The organism is Dehalobacter restrictus DSM 9455, from assembly GCF_000512895.1.
GTDB classification, from domain to species: Bacteria; Bacillota; Desulfitobacteriia; order Desulfitobacteriales; family Syntrophobotulaceae; genus Dehalobacter; species Dehalobacter restrictus.
In genome coordinates, this window is sequence record NZ_CP007033.1 from 2,803,485 (window position 1) to 2,824,411 (window position 20,927).

At 46.7% G+C, this 20,927-nt stretch carries 15 protein-coding genes; all 15 read right to left on the reverse strand.

Features of this window, described 5'->3' with window-relative positions:
- Nucleotides 1-41: 41 nt before the first annotated feature.
- A complete protein-coding gene (panB, locus tag DEHRE_RS13365; protein ID WP_015044879.1) occupies nucleotides 42-884 on the reverse strand; it encodes a 3-methyl-2-oxobutanoate hydroxymethyltransferase in 843 nt (280 codons plus the stop codon).
- 208 nt (nucleotides 885-1,092) lie between these two features.
- Complete coding sequence (gene uvrA / locus DEHRE_RS13370; protein ID WP_019224962.1) at nucleotides 1,093-3,915, reverse strand: excinuclease ABC subunit UvrA; 2,823 nt, start codon at nucleotides 3,913-3,915, stop codon at nucleotides 1,093-1,095.
- A 144-nt stretch (nucleotides 3,916-4,059) separates the two neighbouring features.
- Complete coding sequence (gene uvrB, locus DEHRE_RS13375) at nucleotides 4,060-6,111, reverse strand: excinuclease ABC subunit UvrB (RefSeq protein ID WP_019224963.1); 2,052 nt, start codon at nucleotides 6,109-6,111, stop codon at nucleotides 4,060-4,062.
- Between the two features lie 67 nt (nucleotides 6,112-6,178).
- On the reverse strand, nucleotides 6,179-7,219 hold the full coding sequence (locus DEHRE_RS13380) for a hypothetical protein (protein WP_019224964.1): 1,041 nt from the start codon (nucleotides 7,217-7,219) through the stop codon (nucleotides 6,179-6,181).
- Nucleotides 7,220-7,555: 336 nt separating this feature from the next.
- Complete coding sequence (locus DEHRE_RS13385) at nucleotides 7,556-8,737, reverse strand: S41 family peptidase (RefSeq protein WP_019224965.1); 1,182 nt, start codon at nucleotides 8,735-8,737, stop codon at nucleotides 7,556-7,558.
- A gap of 72 nt (nucleotides 8,738-8,809) precedes the next feature.
- Entirely contained in the window at nucleotides 8,810-9,943 is a 1,134-nt protein-coding gene (locus tag DEHRE_RS13390) for a murein hydrolase activator EnvC family protein (RefSeq protein WP_019224966.1), read from the reverse strand.
- A gap of 73 nt (nucleotides 9,944-10,016) precedes the next feature.
- Nucleotides 10,017-10,901, reverse strand: a complete 885-nt coding sequence (gene ftsX, locus DEHRE_RS13395) for a permease-like cell division protein FtsX (RefSeq protein ID WP_025206216.1) — start codon at nucleotides 10,899-10,901, stop codon at nucleotides 10,017-10,019.
- On the reverse strand, nucleotides 10,891-11,577 hold the full coding sequence (ftsE, locus tag DEHRE_RS13400; protein ID WP_019224968.1) for a cell division ATP-binding protein FtsE: 687 nt from the start codon (nucleotides 11,575-11,577) through the stop codon (nucleotides 10,891-10,893). The genes ftsX and ftsE overlap by 11 nt, the downstream gene beginning before the upstream one ends.
- Nucleotides 11,578-11,895: 318 nt before the next feature.
- Nucleotides 11,896-12,861 (reverse strand): transketolase family protein, encoded by a 966-nt coding sequence (locus DEHRE_RS13405; RefSeq protein WP_019224969.1) that lies wholly within the window; start codon nucleotides 12,859-12,861, stop codon nucleotides 11,896-11,898.
- Nucleotides 12,861-13,673, reverse strand: a complete 813-nt coding sequence (locus DEHRE_RS13410) for a transketolase (protein WP_019224970.1) — start codon at nucleotides 13,671-13,673, stop codon at nucleotides 12,861-12,863. Before DEHRE_RS13410 ends, DEHRE_RS13405 begins: the two co-directional genes overlap by 1 nt.
- Nucleotides 13,674-13,706: 33 nt before the next feature.
- Nucleotides 13,707-14,814, reverse strand: a protein-coding gene (prfB, locus tag DEHRE_RS13415; protein ID WP_141690633.1) for a peptide chain release factor 2 whose coding sequence is annotated in 2 segments (ribosomal slippage) — nucleotides 13,707-14,744 and nucleotides 14,746-14,814 — 1,107 coding nt in all. Because the reading frame shifts where the segments join, the coding sequence is not laid out codon by codon here.
- Between the two features lie 70 nt (nucleotides 14,815-14,884).
- The gene (gene secA / locus DEHRE_RS13420; protein ID WP_019224972.1) at nucleotides 14,885-17,395 is read right to left on the reverse strand and encodes a preprotein translocase subunit SecA; all 2,511 of its coding nucleotides are present in this window, start codon (nucleotides 17,393-17,395) and stop codon (nucleotides 14,885-14,887) included.
- Nucleotides 17,396-17,549: 154 nt separating this feature from the next.
- On the reverse strand, nucleotides 17,550-18,080 hold the full coding sequence (gene hpf / locus DEHRE_RS13425) for a ribosome hibernation-promoting factor, HPF/YfiA family (protein ID WP_015044892.1): 531 nt from the start codon (nucleotides 18,078-18,080) through the stop codon (nucleotides 17,550-17,552).
- 427 nt (nucleotides 18,081-18,507) lie between these two features.
- Nucleotides 18,508-19,230: a ComF family protein gene (locus tag DEHRE_RS13430; protein WP_019224973.1), complete on the reverse strand. Its 723-nt coding sequence runs from the start codon at nucleotides 19,228-19,230 to the stop codon at nucleotides 18,508-18,510.
- Nucleotides 19,223-20,908, reverse strand: a complete 1,686-nt coding sequence (locus DEHRE_RS13435; protein WP_242836979.1) for a DEAD/DEAH box helicase family protein — start codon at nucleotides 20,906-20,908, stop codon at nucleotides 19,223-19,225. The genes DEHRE_RS13430 and DEHRE_RS13435 overlap by 8 nt, the downstream gene beginning before the upstream one ends.
- Nucleotides 20,909-20,927 lie beyond the last annotated feature (19 nt).

The window sequence follows — 20,927 nt, forward strand, 5'->3', positions numbered from 1 at the left end:
AGCAGTATCTAATATTAAACCTTCATATTCCTGTATGATTTTTATGCTTGCCTGAGAAGCTTTTCCAATTCCCCATTCATAAAGTTATAATTATGTCCGTCTTCCGGGTACTGTTCCCCAACTACATCATTCTTGTAGCTTTCCAAAGCATCCAAAATGATCGAATTCAGATTCACATACTTCTTGACAAATTTGGGGGTGAAAGCGTCAAAGAAACCCAGCGCATCGTGGACAATCATCAGCTGTCCATGAACATATGGACCTGCTCCGATTCCAATAACCGGGATATTTGCTCTTTCAGTAACAATCTTGCCGACTTCAGGCGGAATAGCTTCCAGCAGCAACAGGCTAATACCGGCTTCCTCAAGAATTCTGGCATCTTCAATAATCTTTAAGGCGCCTGCACAATCGCGTCCCTGGGATTTGAATCCACCTAATTGAGCCATCGATTGCGGAGTTAAGCCAAGATGTCCCATGACAGGAATGGTCGCTTTGACCATAGCTTCGACGGTATCCGCCATATTGGATCCGCCTTCCAGCTTGACAGCATCGCAGCCAGCCTCTGCCATAAAACGGCTTGCATTGCGAATGGCTTCTTTTTTGCTGATCTGATAGGTCATATAAGGCATATCGCCGACTAAGTACGCCGTAGGTGCACCTTTACGGACTGCCTTGGCATGTGTGACCATGGTATCCAGGTCCATGCCCAGGGTTGTCTCTTCTCCCAGAACGGTCATTGCCATAGAATCTCCGACAAGTATAATATCGATACCAGCCTTCTCTTCGAGAAGGGCCATTGGATAGTCATAACACGTGAGCATGGTAATTTTTTCACTTAAATTCACTTTGTTCTGCAACGCATTGATGTTGACTTTCGATCGCATTTTTCTCTTTCCCTCCAAAAATATAGGAACGATTCCTTAAAATTATTTACAATATAATATATACCATCTGCCTTCAATTGTCTACCCCCTGCCGACACTTTTCCACAAGGGGAGTACACCAATTAATGACATTGTCGAAAAATCAGAAAAGCTGACACCGTATAAAACGACGCCAGCTTGTAAAAATTAATGAATTTAACCCATTGTCCTAAATTCCCAAATGTTTTCCTAAAAACTGTCCAGTATACGAGGCGGGAACCGCGGCGATTTCCTCTGGTGTACCGACTGCGACAATCTCGCCTCCCCGGCTGCCGCCTTCTGGACCGAGGTCGATGATATAATCGGCGGTTTTAATCACGTCCAGATTGTGCTCAATGATCAGAACGGAATCGCCCGCCTCAACAAGGCGCTGTAAGACCTTTAACAGCTTATCCACATCGGCGACGTGCAAACCGGTCGTCGGTTCATCCAAAATATACAGCGTTTTCCCCGTACTGCGGCGGCTGAGCTCCGTAGCCAACTTAACGCGCTGGGCCTCTCCCCCGGAAAGGGTCGTAGCCGGCTGCCCAAGCTTGATGTAGCCTAAGCCAACATCCTGCAGGGTCTGCAGTTTCCGAGCAATCCGAGGTACAGCCGCGAAAAATTCAACCGCTTCAGCAACCGTCATGTTGAGGATCTCCGCAATATTTTTTCCTTTAAAGCTTACCTCCAGGGTCTCACGGTTGTAACGCTGCCCGCGGCATACCTCACACGGGACATAGACATCCGGAAGAAAATGCATTTCAATTTTTATGATTCCGTCTCCCCGGCATGCCTCACAGCGTCCGCCTTTGACATTGAAGCTGAACCGGCCTTGTTTATAGCCTCTGATTTTCGCTTCCGGCGTCTGGGAAAAAAGGTCCCGGATAAAATCAAATAGCCCGGTGTACGTGGCTGGATTGGATCGCGGTGTACGCCCGATCGGAGACTGATCAATGTCGATAACCTTGTCGACATACTCCAGTCCTTTGAGCTCCCGGTAAACCCCGGGACGGACTTTACTGCTGATTTTGAGTTCCATCTGAAGCCCTTTAAATAATATTTCGTTGACCAGCGTGCTTTTGCCCGATCCGGACACTCCTGTTACACAAGTCATCACACCCAAAGGGAATTTGGCATGGAGCTGTTTCAGGTTGTTCTGGGCTGCGCCGACTACTTCAAGCCATTTTCCGTTCGGCTGGCGACGTTGAGCAGGGACTTCAATCTTTTTACGACCGGTCTGATACTGCCCGGTAATCGAAGCTTCACACGCCTTGATCGCTTCCAGATCTCCCTGCGCCACAATATGCCCGCCATGGGTTCCGGCGCCAGGGCCGATATCAATGATATGGTCGGCCTCCAAAAGAGTATCCTCATCATGTTCCACGACCAAAAGCGTGTTCCCCAAGTCCCGCAGTTTTTTCAACGTGTCCAGCAGTTTAGCGTTATCGCGCTGGTGCAGACCGATGCTTGGCTCATCCAGCACATAAAGCACGCCGGTGAGACTCGAGCCAATCTGCGTGGCCAGACGGATCCGCTGGGCCTCCCCGCCTGAAAGTGTCCCGGCGGCACGATCCAGAGTCAGGTAGTCCAGCCCGACATTAACAAGAAAACCAAGCCTTTCTTTGATTTCTTTCAAAACCTGACGCGCAATCATCTGTTCCTTTTCACTTAGAACCATCTTTTTAAAAAAGTCCAGGGACTCCATCACGGTAAGCCGGGTCAGCTCATAGATGGATAAACGATTAATCTTCACAGCCAGCGCTTCGGGTTTCAGCCTCTTGCCCTGACAGACCGGGCACGGTCTCTCTGTCATCAGACCTTCTATTTCATTCCGGACATAGTCCGAGGTCGATTCCTTATATCGGCGGTTAAAATACGGCACCAGTCCTTCAAAAGGCGCTTTCCAATATTTTAATTCATCAAAGATATTGTAGTAACTGAATTTAATCGGTGAATCAGAGCCATAGACCAGGACCTGCCACTGCTCCGGTGTCAGATTTTTCACCGGGCAGTCCAGACTGAACCCGAATTTTTCGGCCAGCCCCTGCAGCAAGGCAGGATAATAGCTCAAATTCGATTTCGCCCACGGCACGATTGCACCTTCATTGATCGACTTGCCGCGGTCGGAGATAATCAGATCGATATCTGCTTCCAGATTCGCCCCGAGTCCGGTACACGACGGACAGGCCCCGAATGGGCTGTTGAAGGAAAACAGTCTTGGAGCAATCTCGTCGATTGCAATTCCGCAGTCCGGGCACGCAAAATTTTCGCTGAATAGAATCTCTTCCTGACCCGCGATGTCGACCAGGACCGTGCCTTCGGCGAGCTTCAGCGCAGTCTCGATTGAGTCGGCGAGCCGAGCGGTGCTGTCGGGCTTCAGGGAAATTCTGTCGACAACCACATCAATGGAGTGTTTTTTGTTTTTTTCAAGAAGTATTTCCTCACTGAGATCTCTGACTTCTCCATCCACCCTCACCCGGACGTAGCCGCTTTTTCTGACCTGTTCGAGTGTCCGGACGTGCTCTCCTTTTTTTCCTTTGATCACCGGTGCTAGAATCTGTAAACGGGTTTTCTCCGGATAGGTCAGTAATTGATCCACCATCTGCTGGACGGTCTGCTGGCTGATCTCCTTGCCGCAGTTCGGACAATGCGGATGACCGACCCTTGCATAAAGCAGTCTGAGATAATCATAGATTTCCGTTACCGTTCCTACGGTTGATCGTGGATTGCGATTTGTCGTCTTCTGATCAATGGAGATTGCGGGTGATAGCCCTTCAATATAATCGACATCCGGTTTGTCCATCTGCCCCAGGAACTGGCGGGCATAAGCTGAGAGGGACTCAACATAGCGTCTTTGGCCTTCAGCGTAAATGGTGTCAAAAGCTAGAGATGATTTTCCTGAACCGGACAGGCCGGTAATAACAACGAGCTTATCCCGCGGAATATCGACATCAATGTTTTTGAGGTTATGGACACGGGCGCCCCGTACCTTGATATAATCCTGGGTCATACATTTCCTCCATAAGGCTTCTAAAGATGATAAGGCTATATTTTTGCTTGATTCTATTCCTTATTTAACATCTATTCTTCCATAATTGCCACGATCTTATCTTACACCAAAAAACAGTAAAAGGGAACATTTGTTCGCATTTATTTACCTTCTTTTTTTACGGGATCTGTTCTGTTTCTCGGAAGAATAGTTTTTGCCGGATTTAGAGCGGCTGCTCCGTGTCATACCAGCATATTCTCCCTTCAGTTCAATGATCGCATCCCTTAAATCAGCTGCGCGTTCAAAATCCAGTTCCCTGGCAGCCTTAAGCATCTCTTCTTCCAGGACCTGAATGGTTTTTTCCTGTTCCTCAGGTGTCAACTTGCCGCCTTTTTCCCCATAAGCCGTCTTTTTCTCCGCAACTTTCGTCGCTTCAGGCACTTCATAGATCTGCTTGCGAATGGTCTGCGGGATAATCCCGTGTGCTCTGTTATATTCTTCCTGGATCGCTCGGCGACGGTTGGTCTCACCAATCGCGGCTTTCATGGATTCCGTCATATTGTCCGCATACATGATGACTTTTCCGTTGACATTTCGGGCCGCCCGGCCCACAGTCTGGATCAAAGACCTTTCCGATCTTAAGAATCCTTCCTTGTCAGCATCAAGGATCGCCACCAGCGATACCTCAGGCAAATCAAGGCCTTCTCTTAAAAGGTTAATCCCGACAATCACATCTATTTCTCCAAGACGGAGTTCTCTTAAGATTTCCAGCCTCTCAAGGGTCTGAATATCAGAATGAAGATATCTGACACTAATATTCAGCTGTTTCAGATAGTCTGTCAGGTCTTCGGACATTCTCTTGGTCAGTGTGGTCACGAGGATTCTTTCGTCCCTGGCAATCCGCTGCCGGATCTCGCCGATCAGGTCATCAATCTGTCCCTGGGTGGGCTTCACAATGATCTCCGGGTCAATCAAACCTGTGGGCCGGATAATCTGTTCGACAACCTCGCGGCAGTGCTCCATTTCGTATGGTCCGGGAGTCGCACTGACATAGACCCTTTGGGGTACAACTATTTCAAATTCAGAAAAACGCAGCGGCCGGTTATCCATGGCAGAGGGCAGGCGGAAACCATGCTCCACCAGCGTGCTTTTCCTGGAACGGTCTCCCTCAAACATGCCTCTGACCTGCGGCAGAGTCTGATGTGATTCATCAATGAACATCAGGAAATCCTTCGGGAAAAAGTGCAGCAAAGTATAGGGTGTTTCTCCTGGTTTGCGGAAGGTAAGATGCCTGGAATAATTTTCAATACCGTTGCAAAATTCCATCTCCCGAAGCATTTCAATATCGTAGCGGGTTCTCTGTTCGAGGCGCTGAGCCTCCAGTAGCTTTTCCCTTGAACGGAAATATTCCAGACGCTCTTCAAGCTCCTGCTCAATATTTTCAGCAGCCAGCATTAATTTATCACGTTCGGTCACATAGTGGGAGTTTGGAAAAATCGAGATATGTTTTCGTTCTCCCAGGATTTCACCGGTCAGAAGATTCACCTCATAAAGATGTTCGATTTCATCGCCGAACATTTCAATCCGAACTGCCTTTTCATCCGTAGAAGCAGGACATACCTCGACGACATCCCCTCTTACCCGGAAAGTTCCGCGATAAAAGGCGGTATCATTCCGGTCGTACTGGATTTCAACCAGCTTGCGCAGCATCTGATTGCGTTCTATTTCCTGGCCCTGCCTTAAAGACAGAACCATATCCCGGTACTCATCGGGAGATCCCATACCATAGATACAGGAAACACTTGCGATAACAATGACATCTCTTCTTTCAAACAACGCAGCTGTGGCCGAGTGCCGCAATTTTTCTATTTCCTCATTGATGGAAGCGTCTTTTTCAATGTAGAGGTCATTGGATGGAACATAAGCTTCCGGCTGATAATAATCATAATAACTGACAAAATATTCAACCGCATTCTCCGGAAAAAATTCCTTAAACTCGCAATACAGCTGTCCGGCCAGCGTCTTATTGTGTGCAAAGACCAGGGTCGGTTTTTGAATGCGTTCAATGATGCTGGCCATTGTAAATGTTTTACCCGATCCGGTAACACCCAGCAGCGTTTGGTGCTTATTACCGGCTAGAATGCCTTCAGTAAGCTTGTCCACTGCCTGGGGCTGATCTCCAGAAAGACTATAAGGAGCCCGTAGTCGAAATTCCATAGAATATCCCTCCATCAAAGACAGTATATTTATTATATCATTTTGTTCTCATTCCCGCATTTTTGTTTCATCCTTGATGGAGGTCCGTCAAAATACTGCTCAGGAGCTCGCTGCGGAAATGGTCCAATCCCCTGAAATTCACGGAGTCATTAATTAGATTTTTTAATTCGAGGCGGTTTTTTCTGTATTGTTCGAGAATAGCTATCAGCTCCGTACTGTGACCCATCCGGAAACCCTGCTCTTCAATCCGGCAGGGATTGCCTTTCCAGACCGCCAGGTTCTTTTCCGGAAAGAGCAAACCGACGATTGTGTACGGTTTTAGCGGATGAACAATAATTTCCATGGCCTGCCCCAGGCATTTAACCTCTTCGAGCAGTACCCGCAGAAGGTGAGCAGACTCTTCACCGTCCAGGCAAATCCGGTCAAAATCCCGAATATATCTTGGAGCAAGATTTAGCCACCCTTCTAATTGAAGGCTATGGAGAAAATAAAACGACAGATTATTTGCTTTTATTCTAGAAAGGATTCGCGTGATCTCATCAATATGCGGCGAATCATCACCTTGCTGATCGCCTTCCCAGGCCAAAGACAGGACAGCGTCCAGATTCCTGGTTTTGTTTTGACAGGCGTGCCCATCTTCCTCAGATTCCTCTTGTTTTTTCGGCATATAGTCTTTTCTGAGCTGGGCAATGATGTCCTGCTCAATGTCAGCAAGACTTGCTCCGAGCTGACTGATTTTAGGGCTGTGTTCTTCCAGTCTGCTCTGGCGGCAGAAGGAAGAAAAATCAATTTCACGGTGGTACGGGCCGCAGAAATTTATTTGCCAGTTAAATTCATCCTTATCGAGTAAGCATATTTTATGCTTGGGCAGGTACAGACCGGCAACTGAATCGGCTTCCCTGATCGACCTGATATAATCAACATCATTCCCACGATCAATCATCTGGATGCCGATGAGCTTCATCATGGTTGATTTTCCGGTACCCGGGCCGCCCGTGAGAAGATATGTATATTTAATTTCTTTCAGCAGTTCAGGCAGCAGCGATACGTAACCGTAAGGCGTGAATGCCTCAATATAATAATGACGAATCCCACTTGTATTCCCCATGATGATTCCTCCAGTTCAATAATGTCTGTGGGATATTCTATGCAAATGGAACAGCCGGCGTTCTCCCGTCAAAACAGAAATGTAATGTCCATTACAATACTCCGCTCACAGCGAAACTGTGTCCCTTAGACTGATCATAGGGATAATAAGAAGATCTTCTTATCAGGAATTAACTCTCGATGTGTATGTCTATTCTAAGAATGTAGTACTAGGATGAGATTGCTCATTAAATAAATCCGCAGCAGAATGGGTTTAATCATTCGTTCCGCTGCGGATTCTATTTAGAGAAAGACGTCTTCCATTTGACTGAATAAAGATACTGTATCCTTTTCTATCCTACTGGATTTTCTGCAGCAGGACTTCAACCGCCTTGCTCAGCTGACTGTCGAAGACAGGCTCGGTCGGAAGGATGGTAGGCTTTTCTCCTTCTTTAAGTTCGACTTCAACATCGGGCTTGATTCCCAATTTATTAATATCATTTTTCTTCGGTGTAAGATATTTGTCCGTCGTCAGCTTTACGCTGGTGTTGCCATCAAGGGTAAACACGGTCTGCACGACACCCTTGCCATACGTCTTCGTCCCGACCAGGGCCCCGCTTCCGTAATCCTTGACTGCCCCCGATACGATTTCTGCTGCTGAGGCCGTATATTCGTTGGTTAAAATGACAATGGGCATGTCGATATATTCAGCAGTCGATTCTTTTGTATCTACGACGCCGTTCCTATTCACAATGTGAACGATCGACCCTTCCGGCACCAAAAAACTTGCTACTTTAATCGCGGCATTGACTTCTCCTCCGTAATTATAACGAAGATCAATAATCAGACCCTTATATTTGGTCAGATCCATCTCCCGTAAAACCTTCTCAAGTTCATCCCCGGTATTAATGTTAAAACTGGAAATATCAATCAGCCCAATATCTGACCTTCCCGGCAGGGAGATCCCTTCAACCGTCGGAACATTGATATAGTCACGAATAAGACTTACGGTAAATTCTGTCTTCGTCTTCGGCCGGTAAATTTTAACCGTCACCTTGCTCCCGGGCTCTCCTCTTAAGATCGCGACTGCTTCATCCTGGCTGATCGTGGAGACATCGGTCTCGTCAATTTTTGTGATAATATCCCCCGCTTCGAGTCCTGCCCTTTCAGCCGGAGAACCTTTGATTGGACGCATAACAACCAATTTTTCCGGATCTGCCGTACTTAAATGTACACCGATCCCTCCAAAGGTGCCCTGAATCGAATTCATCAGCACTTTGTTTTCCTCAGCATCCTGGAAGGATGAATACGGGTCCAGCGAACCCACCATCCCGTCGATTGCCCCATCAACGAGTCCAGCACGGGATGTTCCATTTAAATACTGGGTGTCAATAAGATAGACCACCCGCATAAATCTTCCAAGGTGATCATAATTGACCAGTACAAACCCGCCAACAACAAGTGCCAGCCCCAGACAAAATATCAGGCCGACTGCGGCGGCCTGTATAAAAGCTTTTTTCCAATTCACACGGTTGAACAAACGTCCACTTCCCTATCAAACTCATTATTCTCTGTTAGTATATGCAGACTTGTACAAGTTAAGTCCAATTGATTAAAAATAGGCCATCGGGTTCGTCGGGGTGCCGTCTTTACGCACTTCAAAGTGCAGGTGGGCCCCGGTGCTCCATCCCGTTGATCCGACATAACCGATCGTTTGGCCGGCTGCCACTGTTGTATTGACTGCAACCGCCCTTGAAGACATATGGCCGTAAAGCGTTGAAATTTTATTGCCATGGTCGATAATAATGGCATTTCCATAGGCGCCGTACCAACCGGAAAAGACCACCGTACCGGATCCTGCTGCTACAATCTTCGCCCCATATGGTGCACCGATATCGACTCCGGTGTGCAGTTTATACTGTTTTGTTATCGGATGAACCCTGTATCCGAAAGTACTGGTAATATACTTGTATCCTGGAGCAGGCCAGACACTAACTGTCCCAGTAACTCCTCCGGTGTTGTTCTTCTGCAATTCACGGATTTTTGACTCAAGTGCTTTAGAGTCTCTCTCCAGCTTGTCAATTTGTTCGAGCAGCGCTTCCTGATCCTCTTTATTCTCAGCGAGTGCTACTTCTTTTTTTGACTTGCTGCTGTCCAAATAATTCTTAGCTGCTTCCGCCTGTTGTTTTAAGCTCTCCGCCTCATCCATTTTAGCGACTAGGAGTTCCTTTTTTTTATCTAAATCCTGTTTTTGAACACGGATATCACTTAAAATGGTTTGATCATTTTCAACTAGGCAGCTTAGATATTCTACTCTGGAAATGAAGTCGGATAAATCAGTGGATTGGAATAGAACTTCCAGATAGTTTACCTGACCTTCTTCATAGATCGCGCGTACCCGACTGCGCAGAGTATCCTGTCTCCCTTTCAGTTCCTGCTGTTTGGCTGTCACTTCCGTTTGAATCGCCGTTACTTCTTCCTGGGCCTTCGCATGGGCGTTTTCTTTCTGATCCAGATCCACCTCAGCGTCAGAAATTTGCGTCGTCAGTTGCCGGATCTGTTTCTCCATCTGTTGCGCTTTTGTCGTCAGGCTATTCAGGTTTCCTTCCGCGTTTTTCTGCTGATTCAGGATCTTTTCCTGCTGCTTAAGCGCCTCAGACAGTTCATCCGCGGTCACAGGAAAATTGAAGGTAACCATTAGAGTTAAAACAATCAGCAAAACAACCGGTCTTGTCATTTTAATCATATTTTACGCCATTCCCCCCCAATAGAACTCAAAGTTCGTTAACCTCGACGTCTAAAATCATAAAAAACTGATTTTAAAGGTTCAAAAATTTTCGTACAGAGAACGCACTTGCCAGAAATCCCATGGCAACCCCGCCCAGAACCATCAGCAGAAGCACATTGATAATGAACTGTTGACTGCTGACAACAGGCAGGAAACTCAAGGTCGAGATAATATACTGCAGGAGCCAGGTATAGGTAGCCCCAACCAGCGCAACAGCCAGGATTGCCCCGACCATACCGATGACGATCCCTTCGATGATAAATGGCCAACGGACAAAGGATTTGCTGGCGCCAACCAGGCGCATGATTTGAATCTCTTTCTCTCTGGAATTTACATTGGTTTTAATATTTAAAACAATTAAGAGGAAAGAGGCACAAGCAAATGCGGCAACAACGCCAATCCCGACCCAGCGAAGCCACTGAGTAAAGACAATCAGTTTCTCAACAAAGCCCTGCCCATAACGGACTTTCTCGACTCCGGTCAGCCCGCTTACCTGGGAAGTAATCTCTTCGACGAGACGGGCATCGGTCGTTGTAATTGTAATCTTATCCGGAAATGGGTTCACTCCGCCCAAATCCTCCAGAAGAGAGTCGGAACCCATGGATTCCTGAAACTCTATAATAGCCTGATCTTTAGTGGTAACGGCAACGGTTGCGACACCTTCAAGTTTTTGAATCTGACTTTTCAAATCGGTAATTTGTGATGTCTCCAGATGATCATTTAAAAACACGGCAATTTCTACCTGAGATCCAAAGGTCTCGGCAATGTTCGATGTGTTGACTAAAAAGAAAACCGAATAACCAACGATTGTTAAAGAAATCATCACCGTTAAAATGGATGCGGCACTGAGCCAGAAGTTTCTTTTCAATGATACCAGAGACTGGGTTAGAACATATTTTGCTGAGTTAAGTGACAATTCTGTATGCCCCCTCTATGCTGTCATCAACAATCTTGCCTTCTTCAATCCTTATTACCCTCTTATTCATTTGTTCAATAATGTACCTGGCATGTGTTGCCATCACGACCGTGGTACCCAGCTTGTTGACGTGGTTAAGCAGTTCCATGATACTCCAGGAAGTATCAACATCAAGATTCCCTGTAGGTTCGTCCGCAACCAGCAAAGCGGGTTTGTTGACCAGCGCCCTGGCAATGCAGGCGCGCTGTTGTTCGCCTCCTGAAAGCTCGGAAGGAAAGGCATTCTTTTTCTTAGCAAGTCCAACCAAATCCAAAATCGTATTCGTATTCTCTCTGGTTTCTTTCATACTTTTACCAATAACCTGCTGGGCAAAAGCGACGTTTTCAAATACGGTCTTTGCCGGAAGCAGCTTGAAATCCTGAAAAATAACACCAATTTTTCTTCTGACCAATGGCACATGGCTGGAAGACATTCTGACAAGATTGACATTATCGATGAGTACCTGTCCCCTCGTAGCAATTTCTTCCCGGTAGAGCAGTTTGATCAGTGTCGATTTGCCGGCCCCGCTGGCCCCAACCAGAAATACAAAATCTCCCTTAGCGACATCAAGGTTGACGCCGAACAGAGCGCGGGCACCGTTCGGATATATTTTGGAAACATTCTTTAGTTTAATCATTCATTGTCCTCCGGAAGACCTATTAACATTTATCTCTTCGACATTTTGTGTTATTTTCCTGTCTAAGACAGCTAAAAAAATTAAACATTTCCTGAAAAATGGCAAGATCTCAGGAATGCATTCCACAATTATTAAACGATAGTGTAAAAAATAAATATATTGACAAATAACAACAGAAATATATTTGATTTCTTTAGGCTATTTTCTGATCCAAATCTTCTTACTATTTTATCGGTAATTAAAAGAACAAATTGAGCAAAAGTAAAAAGCAGAATACTCTTTTGGGGAATATCCTGCTTTTATTTATCCTGCAACTCTTTATTTTTTGGCAATCACTCGTCTTACAGCTTCAACAATGTCTTTCGCTGTAAGATGATACTTCACCAGCAGTTCATCCGGGCGTCCGGACTCTCCGAAAACATCATTGATCCCAACCCGGCAGAGCGGGACAGGACAATTTTCGCTTAATACTTCTGCCACTGCACTTCCGAGTCCGCCAATAATGCTGTGTTCCTCCGCCGTGACAACTGCTCCTGTTTGTTGCGCGATCTGAATAATGGTCTGTTTGTCCAGTGGTTTAACAGAGGCACAATTGACAACCGCGACATCGCAGCCCTGCCCGCTGAGTTCATTCACAGCCTTCAGCGCTTCCGCTACCATGAGCCCGTTTGCGATAATGACAGCATCTTTGCCGTCTTTCAGGACATTGGCCTTGCCAATCTCAAACTGATAGGAAGATGAATCAAAGAGCACGGGCAGTGCCAGTCTTCCGAGCCGGATATAGACAGGTCCCTGGTATGCTGCAGCAGCTTTGATGACCTGACTTGTTTCCTCCGCATCAGCAGGAACCAATACCGTCATATTTGGCACGGAACGCATCAGCGCCACATCCTCCACAGCCTGGTGGGAGGCACCGTCTTCACCTACACTGATCCCCGCATGGGTAGCCGCAATCTTCACATTGAGCTTCGGATATGCAATGGAATTCCGGATCTGTTCAAAAGCTCTTCCTGTTGCAAAGATTGCAAAAGTGCTCGCAAAGGGAATTTTGCCCGCTGCTGCCAGCCCGGCCGAGACTCCCATTAAATTTTGTTCGGCAATGCCTATATTGATGAAACGTTTCGGAAATACCTTGGCAAAATCGGCTGTTTTAGTTGACTTGGACAAGTCGGCATCCAGAACCACAATATCCTTGTTTTCTCCGCCAAGCTGCACGAGTGTTTTGCCATAGGCATCTCTCGTCGCTATTTTTTCCGCTTTAATCAGATCAAACATCTCAGCCATTAGTTTTCACCTCTCAGTTCAGCCAGGGCAGCTTCCGCTTGTTCAGGGCTGGGTGCATTTCCATGCCACCCCGCCTGGTTTTCCATAAAAGATACCCCTTTCCCTTTAATGGTTTTGGCGATAATCATCGTCGGTTTGCCCTGGACCTGCTTCGCTGCTTCCAGGGTATCCGTCAATGCTGAAATGTCGTGGCCGTCAACCTCCAGGACATTCCATCCAAAGGCTCCCCATTTGTCGGAGAGCGGAGAAGAATTCATGACTTTCTCCGTCTCCCCGTCAATTTGAAGACCGTTAAAGTCCAGGATGCCAATCAGATTATCGAGCTTATAATGGGCTGCTGCCATTGCCGCTTCCCAAACCAGGCCCTCATTCATTTCCCCATCACCTACGAGACAATATACTTTGTATGTTTTTTGATCAATCTTGCCGGCAAGCGCCATCCCAACTGCAGCTGAAATGCCCTGTCCCAAAGAACCGGTGGACATATCAACTCCCGGAACCTTTTTCATATCCGGATGCCCCTGAAGAAAGTGTCCGGTCTGCCGTAAGTGCTGCAGCTCCTCGCGCAGGAAATATCCCTTTTCAGCCAGAGCTGCATAAAGTACAGGGGCAGCATGCCCCTTACTGAGCACAAAGCGGTCCCGCTCAGGCCATCCAGGATTGGCCGGATCAATATTCATGATCCGGAAGTATAAGACGGCAAGGATATCTGCGGCCGAAAGGCTGCCGCCTGGATGCCCTGATTTAGCTTTTTCCAGCATTTCGATGATGTCCTGACGTATCCTGCAGGCGATTTCTTTTAAATCTGACATGGTATAAAGCTTCCTCCTTTGCTTGGTCACAATTTATTTATTCTGTCCGACAATTTGCTGAAGATAAGCCGAAATATACGGATCAATTTCCCCATCCATCACCGCATTGACATTCCCTGTTTCATAGCTGGTCCGATGGTCTTTAACCATGCTGTAAGGATGAAAGACATAGGACCGGATCTGGCTCCCCCAGGCGATATCATTTTGCTCCCCACGAACCTCAGATATTTCCTCTTCCTGTTGTTTTCGCTTTAATTCTAAAAGCTTGGCCTGAAGAACCCGCATGCAATAAGCCCTGTTCTGAATCTGTGAGCGCTCGCTCTGACATTGAACAATAATTCCGGTAGGCAGGTGTGTGATCCGTACAGCAGAATCCGTCTTATTGACATGCTGTCCGCCGGCTCCTCCTGAACGGTACGTGTCAACCTTTAAATCTTCCGCATCAATGGTTATCTCTGCATCATCAGTGACTTCAGGAATCACATCGACAGAGGCAAAGGAAGTATGCCGCCGTCCGGAGGCATCAAAAGGAGAGATACGAACCAGACGGTGTACCCCTTTCTCACATTTGGCGTAGCCGTAGGCATTCTCCCCGACCAAGGAAAATGTTACACTTTTAATTCCTGCTTCTTCTCCCGGGAGAAGATCGAGTGTCTCGACTTTAAATCCCCGGCGTTCACCCCAGCGTACATACATCCTGTACAGCATTTGCACCCAATCCTGGGATTCGGTTCCGCCTGCGCCGGAGTGCAGGGTAATGATCGCATTATTACGGTCATAAGGTCCGCTGAGCAAAATCTCTAGTTCCAAATCAGCAAACTGGTTTTTCAATTTAACAATGGTGTTTTCAATTTCCGATTCCAAAGAAATATCGTCTTCCTCCACAGCCAACTCCCAAAGTGCAGCGATGTCCTCGATCTGATCCTGGAGCTGTTGATGGACCGTCACCTTATCCTTCTCACGGGTCAATTCCTGCATGACTTTTTGCGCTGAAGAAGGATCATCCCAGAAACCGGGTTTGTTGAGTTCGTCCTCAAGCTTGGCAATCTTTATCTGACGGCCAGCAACGTCAAAGGGAAACCCTCAAATCTGCTAAACGCATTTTTAGATTCTCAATTTCTTTTTTCCAATCGGCAAGCATTTTTCCACCCCTAGATTATTTTTTCCACTGCTTATTAAAGTAAAACAAATCTGTTTTGTCAACATTTTATTTAGCTGTTGATTCCGCAACATTTCTTATATTTCTTCCCACTTCCGCACGGGCAGGGATCATTGCGGCCAATATGTTCCCCAATTTTGCGGGGCTTCTTGGCCTGTTCCTGTTCTTCCTCATAACGGTTCTCGGAGACTTTTTGCGCCTGTTCCGGAACTTGCGTCGTAATCCGAGGTGTTACTCTTAAGATATAAGTCGAAACGTCCTCCTGGATGGATTCTACCATACCCTGGAACATATCAAAGGCTTCATTCTTGTATTCAAGGAGCGGATCGCGCTGTCCGTAAGCTCTTAAGCCAATCCCTTCCCGGAGGCTGTCCATCGCGTCAAGATGTTCCTTCCAACGGGTATCTACAACCTGCAGAGCCACTGCTCTTTCAATTTGGCGCATCAGGTCCGAACCGAACTGGGATTCCCTGATCTCGTACAGTTCATGCACCCTGTCGGTCAATAGTTCTTCAACTTCTTCTTTGGCTAAATTGCTAATCTGTTCGGGGGTAAAGTCATGATCAGGAAGAATGACATTGTCGACATAGTCCAGAAAACTGACCAGATCCCATTCTTCCGGATACGGGCTATTTCCGCTGTAACGCGCTGTGGTGTCGGCTATGACTTTTTCGATCATATCCATTACCTGTTCTTTCAGGTTTTCTCCTGTCAGAACGGATCTGCGCTGCGAGTAAATAATCTCACGCTGCTTGTTCATAACATCGTCATAATTCAGCACGTGTTTGCGGATGTCAAAGTTTCTGCCCTCGACTCTCTTCTGGGCTGTTTCAATACTGCGGCTGACAATTTTGGATTCGACAGGAACACTGTCGTCCATACCCAGTTTGTCCATTAGCCCGGCAATATTGTCACCGCCGAAAAGCCGCATCAAATCATCATCAAGTGAAATATAGAACTGGGAAGACCCCGGGTCGCCTTGACGGCCGGAACGTCCTCTCAGCTGATTGTCAATCCGGCGAGATTCATGTCTTTCCGTGCCAATGATATGCAGTCCGCCAAGTTCCTTTACGCCTTCCCCAAGAACAATATCTGTTCCTCTGCCTGCCATATTGGTTGCAATGGTTACCATACCCTGTTCCCCCGCCTTGGCGACGATCTGGGCTTCAAGTTCATGAAACTTCGCGTTCAGCACCTGATGTGGAACACCTTTCTTTTTCAGCATGTCGCTGAGCTTCTCGGATTTTTCAATCGAAATCGTTCCAACAAGTACTGGCTGGCCTTTGGCATTCTTTTCCGAAATATCGTTGACTACGGCGTCAAACTTGCCTTCTTCCGTCCTATAGATAACATCAGGCAGATCCTGTCTGACCATCGGAAGATTCGTGGGGACTTCTACGACGTCCAACCTGTAAATATTAATAAATTCCTGTTCTTCCGTCTTCGCGGTACCGGTCATGCCACCAAGTTTCTTAAACATCCGGAAAAAGTTTTGAAACGTAATTGTTGCCAGCGTCTGAGATTCCCGCTCAATCTTGACATTTTCCTTGGCTTCAATCGCCTGGTGGAGCCCCTCGCTGTACCTGCGCCCGAACATTAAGCGGCCCGTAAATTCATCGACAATAATGACCTGACCGTCTTTCACCACATAGTCGCGGTCAAGCTTGAACAGGGTATGCGCTTTCAAAGCCTGATTGACGTGATGCGCAACTTCATTGTGCAGATCATCGTATAAGTTATCCACCCCGAGCATTGTTTCAACCCTAGATACCCCATTCTCCGTCAGCGTTACAACTCTGTCCTTTTCATTGACATGATAGTCTTCCTCCGGCTTAAGGCGGGGGACAACCTTCGCAACCCGGAAGTACAGTTCAGTGGGCTTATCAGCTTCTCCGGAAATGATTAATGGCGTCCTCGCTTCATCGATCAGAATCGAGTCTACTTCGTCCACGATCGCATAATGGAGCTCCCGCTGGACGACAGCGGCAGGATTGACGGACATATTGTCTCTCAGATAGTCAAATCCGAATTCATTGTTCGTGCCGTACGTAATGTCGGCGTTATAGCTTGTCCGCCGCTGTTCGTGTGTCAGACCATGAACAATCAACCCGACGGACAAACCGAGAAAATCATACACCTGGCCCATCCAGTTGGCGTCACGGGTGGCAAGATAATCGTTAACCGTCACAACATGGACGCCCAAGCCGGTTAAGGCATTTAAATACGTAGGCAAGGTTGCAACCAGCGTTTTGCCTTCCCCGGTCTTCATTTCGGCGATCCTTCCATCGTGTAGGACCATTCCGCCTATAAGCTGAACATCATAGTGCCGCTGTCCGAGAACTCTTTTCGAAGCCTCCCTGACGACAGCAAAGGCTTCCGGCAAAAGATCATCCAGCGTCTCACCCTGTTCCAGTCTTTCTTTGAATTCCACTGTCTTTGCTCTGAGTTCGTCATCAGAGAGTACCTGTATGGAAGGTTCCAACTGATTAATTTTTTCAACTTTCTTTTGGTACTTTTTTATATCTCTGGCGTTGTCATCAATCAAATCCTTTAAAAAACCCATTTTGGTCCACCTTTCACCTTGCGCGGTGTGCTTAATATGATTATTTTATCACTGTCTTACTGAAGGTTCAATCTAAGCAAAAAGATGTCCCGCTTAGGCGGGACACTTTTTTGCTCAGGATATGCGATTAATAAACCTGAGTCGTTCAGCCGTTTTAGTATTCTGGCTCCAGTAGGCCGTAGCCACCGTGTTTACGCCGGTAAACAACATTTATCTGCCCCGTATCTGCATTGGCAAATACAAAAAAATTATGCCCGATCAGGTCCATCTGCATCGCTGCCTCGTCAACCGACATAAGCTTAGCTGAAAACTTTTTTGTTTTAACGATGCTGTTATTGTCAAAGATTTCTTCATCATCCTCGAGGATATAGCTCGGCTCCTCCTTCGTGGATTTTATTCTTTTTTTCCCAATACGCTTGCGGTATTTTTCCATTTGGCGTTCCAACTTATCCACTACCAGGTCGATGGAGGAATACATATCATCTGTTTCTTCCTCACCTCTGAGAAGAAATCCGTTTAGCGGGGCAGTAACTTCAACTCTCTGACGTTCTTTTTCTACGGACAGCATGACTTGAATATCGAGAAAATCATCGGAGTACTTCTCCAGCTTACGGACTCTTTTTTCTACATAATCCTTTAACGCGTCCGTCATTTTCATTTGTTTGCCTCGAACATTGATATTCATAGTCTCAACCCCTTTCGCCTGATATAGTATTATAATTCATCTTTTCTTATTAAATTCCTGCCAAATTTTATCTTTGTTTAGTGATATTATTACCTCAACGAACTGAAAACATCCTGAGAAGCAGTATCTTGTTAACCTTAAAATTTTATATGACGGCGAGCAGATTTTCTGCAAGACAACGCAGTATTGCGAAAAATCTGCTGTCAGGATATATGAGATTTAGGGTTAACATGATACTAGCGTTTCGGTTTGTTGAAGTTATACACAACAAATTGTGGATAATGTTGATAACTTTACTTTTTGGCGTATATTTTCATTTTTATTGGTGGATAAAATTGTGAGCAGTCCATCGATTAGTACGAAGGTCCTATTTTTGTCTTCATTCTGCAATTTTCTGCAAAAAATAATTCTTATGCGGCAAATTGTCTCATTCTTCTTTTCCCGCGCCAAGACAAAAAGCATAGACTTTCTTTACCCCATTCTTTTTCAGTACCCCGGCACATTCTTCTAGCGTCGAGCCTGTCGTCACAACATCATCAACCAGCCAGACAATTTCCCTGAGATCACTGTAACCAGGTTTGACTGAGAAGGCATCCCGGAGATTCCGCAGCCTTTGCCTGCGTCCCAGGGTAGTCTGAGGAATTGTATCCTTTATTCGGTCAAGCAAATTCTGATAAGGAATTGCCAGCTGCCTGCTGATGATTGAGGCCAGCACCTCTGCTTGATTGAATCCTCTTTGGGCCAGCCTGTCCGGATGCATCGGCACCGGAACTACTGCGTCAGGAGGAGGCAACCAGCGGATAACCCATGGAATGATCACTTCTGCCAGAGACGTTATCAAATATGGCTGTCCCTTATATTTAATTTGCTGAACCAATTCTTTCCAGGCACCTTTGTAATAACCCAGACAGGTTACCTTATCCAATCCTTCCGGCCCCTTTCCTGTTTCACAATTTCGGCAACGTGTTTTGGTCTCTGCAAGAATTTTGCCGCAGGAACCACAGCGAGGCAGATTCGGAAAGAAATACGCCTGCTGACAAATCAGACAGACCGGTTCTTCTGATACATTGCCGCAAAGCAGACAATACGTTGTCTTCTCATACCACAAAAGCACTGCGTTTTCTTTAAGTCTCAAGAATAAATCAACCATTCAGACATCCCCATTCTTCAGCCAGCCTGTTCTGGTCCTGAATCCAGCGGTTGGCCTGGATCATGGCCTGGGTTTGTTCGGCATAAATAAAGACGGCTCTTCCAAACGGACATTCTGCGCTCCGGCCTGTTCTGCCGGCCATCTGGACCAAAGCCCTCGCATCATAGAGCGTATGATCCGCAAATAAAACTGCAACCTGTACACCTTTAATGGTTATGCCTCTTTCTAAAATGGATGTACAGACAAAAATATTAATATCGCCCTGCCTGAAAAGTACGATCTTTTCTCTCCTCGCAGCATCCGAGCTCCAGCTTCCCTCCACGCGCAGATCACTAAAAGCCATTTTCAGCACACCCGTCCATTCTTTAACCAACGCAACTGTGGGGACAAAGACCAGAATCGGACCGTCCGCAATCAATTTCAGCAATACTTTTTTCAATTCAACCAGTGAACGATCCCTGGTCAGTTTATTTTTTTGCCATTCGGGGACCGGAACAGGAAATCCATGATGTCTTACAGGGAGTCTGACGATCGCACATTTCTGGCTCTTGACCCGTAACAGGATTTCTGCTGACGGTGTCGCTGTAAGACAGATAATTTGTCCATCTGGTCTCAAAGCCTGTCTGATCCCATATTCCAGGACGCTGCTTCCTTCATACGGATAGGCGTCAGTCTCATCAAGGATAATCAGGTGAAAAGCCCGATAAAATCTCAGAACTTGATGCGTTGTTGCGACGGTTAGCTTTGAGGGCTCCATATCCTGCGGCAGCGCTCCGCTTAAAATTTTGATATTGTATTCCGGAAAATTTTTCTGCAAACGAGGCTGAACATCGTGCACAACGTCCTGTCTGGGTGCCGCAAAAAGAACCTTTTTATTCTGACGCAAAAAACTGTCGATCAAAGGGAAACAAACCTCTGTTTTTCCAGCACCGCAGGCAGCCCAAAGCAGCGTTTCTTGTGCTTTTTGCCGGTGCACCTGCTGCCAAAGCTCTTCGGCTGCCTTTTCCTGCGCAAAAGTAAATTCCAGGCTATAACTCCGGACAGTTTGATCTGGTTTACACTTATCCGTATCCACCTGTGTTTGACCCGGAACATCGACGGAATGGAGCCTAAAAAGAATTTGCAGAGAATTGAGCGGTCCAATTTCCCGACAGTCAAGGCAGGTATATGTATCGCCATACAGTGATGGCCATTCTTCATAATGACTGCTTCCGCAGCGCCGGCAGAAATACCTGGATCGAACCTGTTCAAAAATCGGCAGCCACTCTGCATTTCCGCTCTGCACAGCTTTTTGCATGAAGCCCAGAAGTTCCTTCGTACTAACGCCGAGCTTCTTCTCCACAATCCGAAACTCATTTTCGGCGAGTTGCCTGCCCTCCGCTATTCTCAGGAATTTTTGGTACACGGTTTCATTCTGCAGCACTTCGATATTGAATGCCTCCGGCAAGGCCTCCCGGCTGATATCCTGCCACCGAACCTTTTCTTGAACGCCCATATTTTCTTTTTTCATTCGATTTGTTAGCTTTTGGGCAAGCCTGTTTTCAAAGTCCCTGTCTATAACTGGTGCTGATGGCAGAGCTGGTGAAAATGGCTGCGTGGCTGGTTGTGTCGTTGGTTTTTTATCAGGCAGCCCTGCAGTGACGGCCAGCAGCTTTCCTAGCGGTAACCCCGGGCTCAAATACCTCGTCCACCCTCCC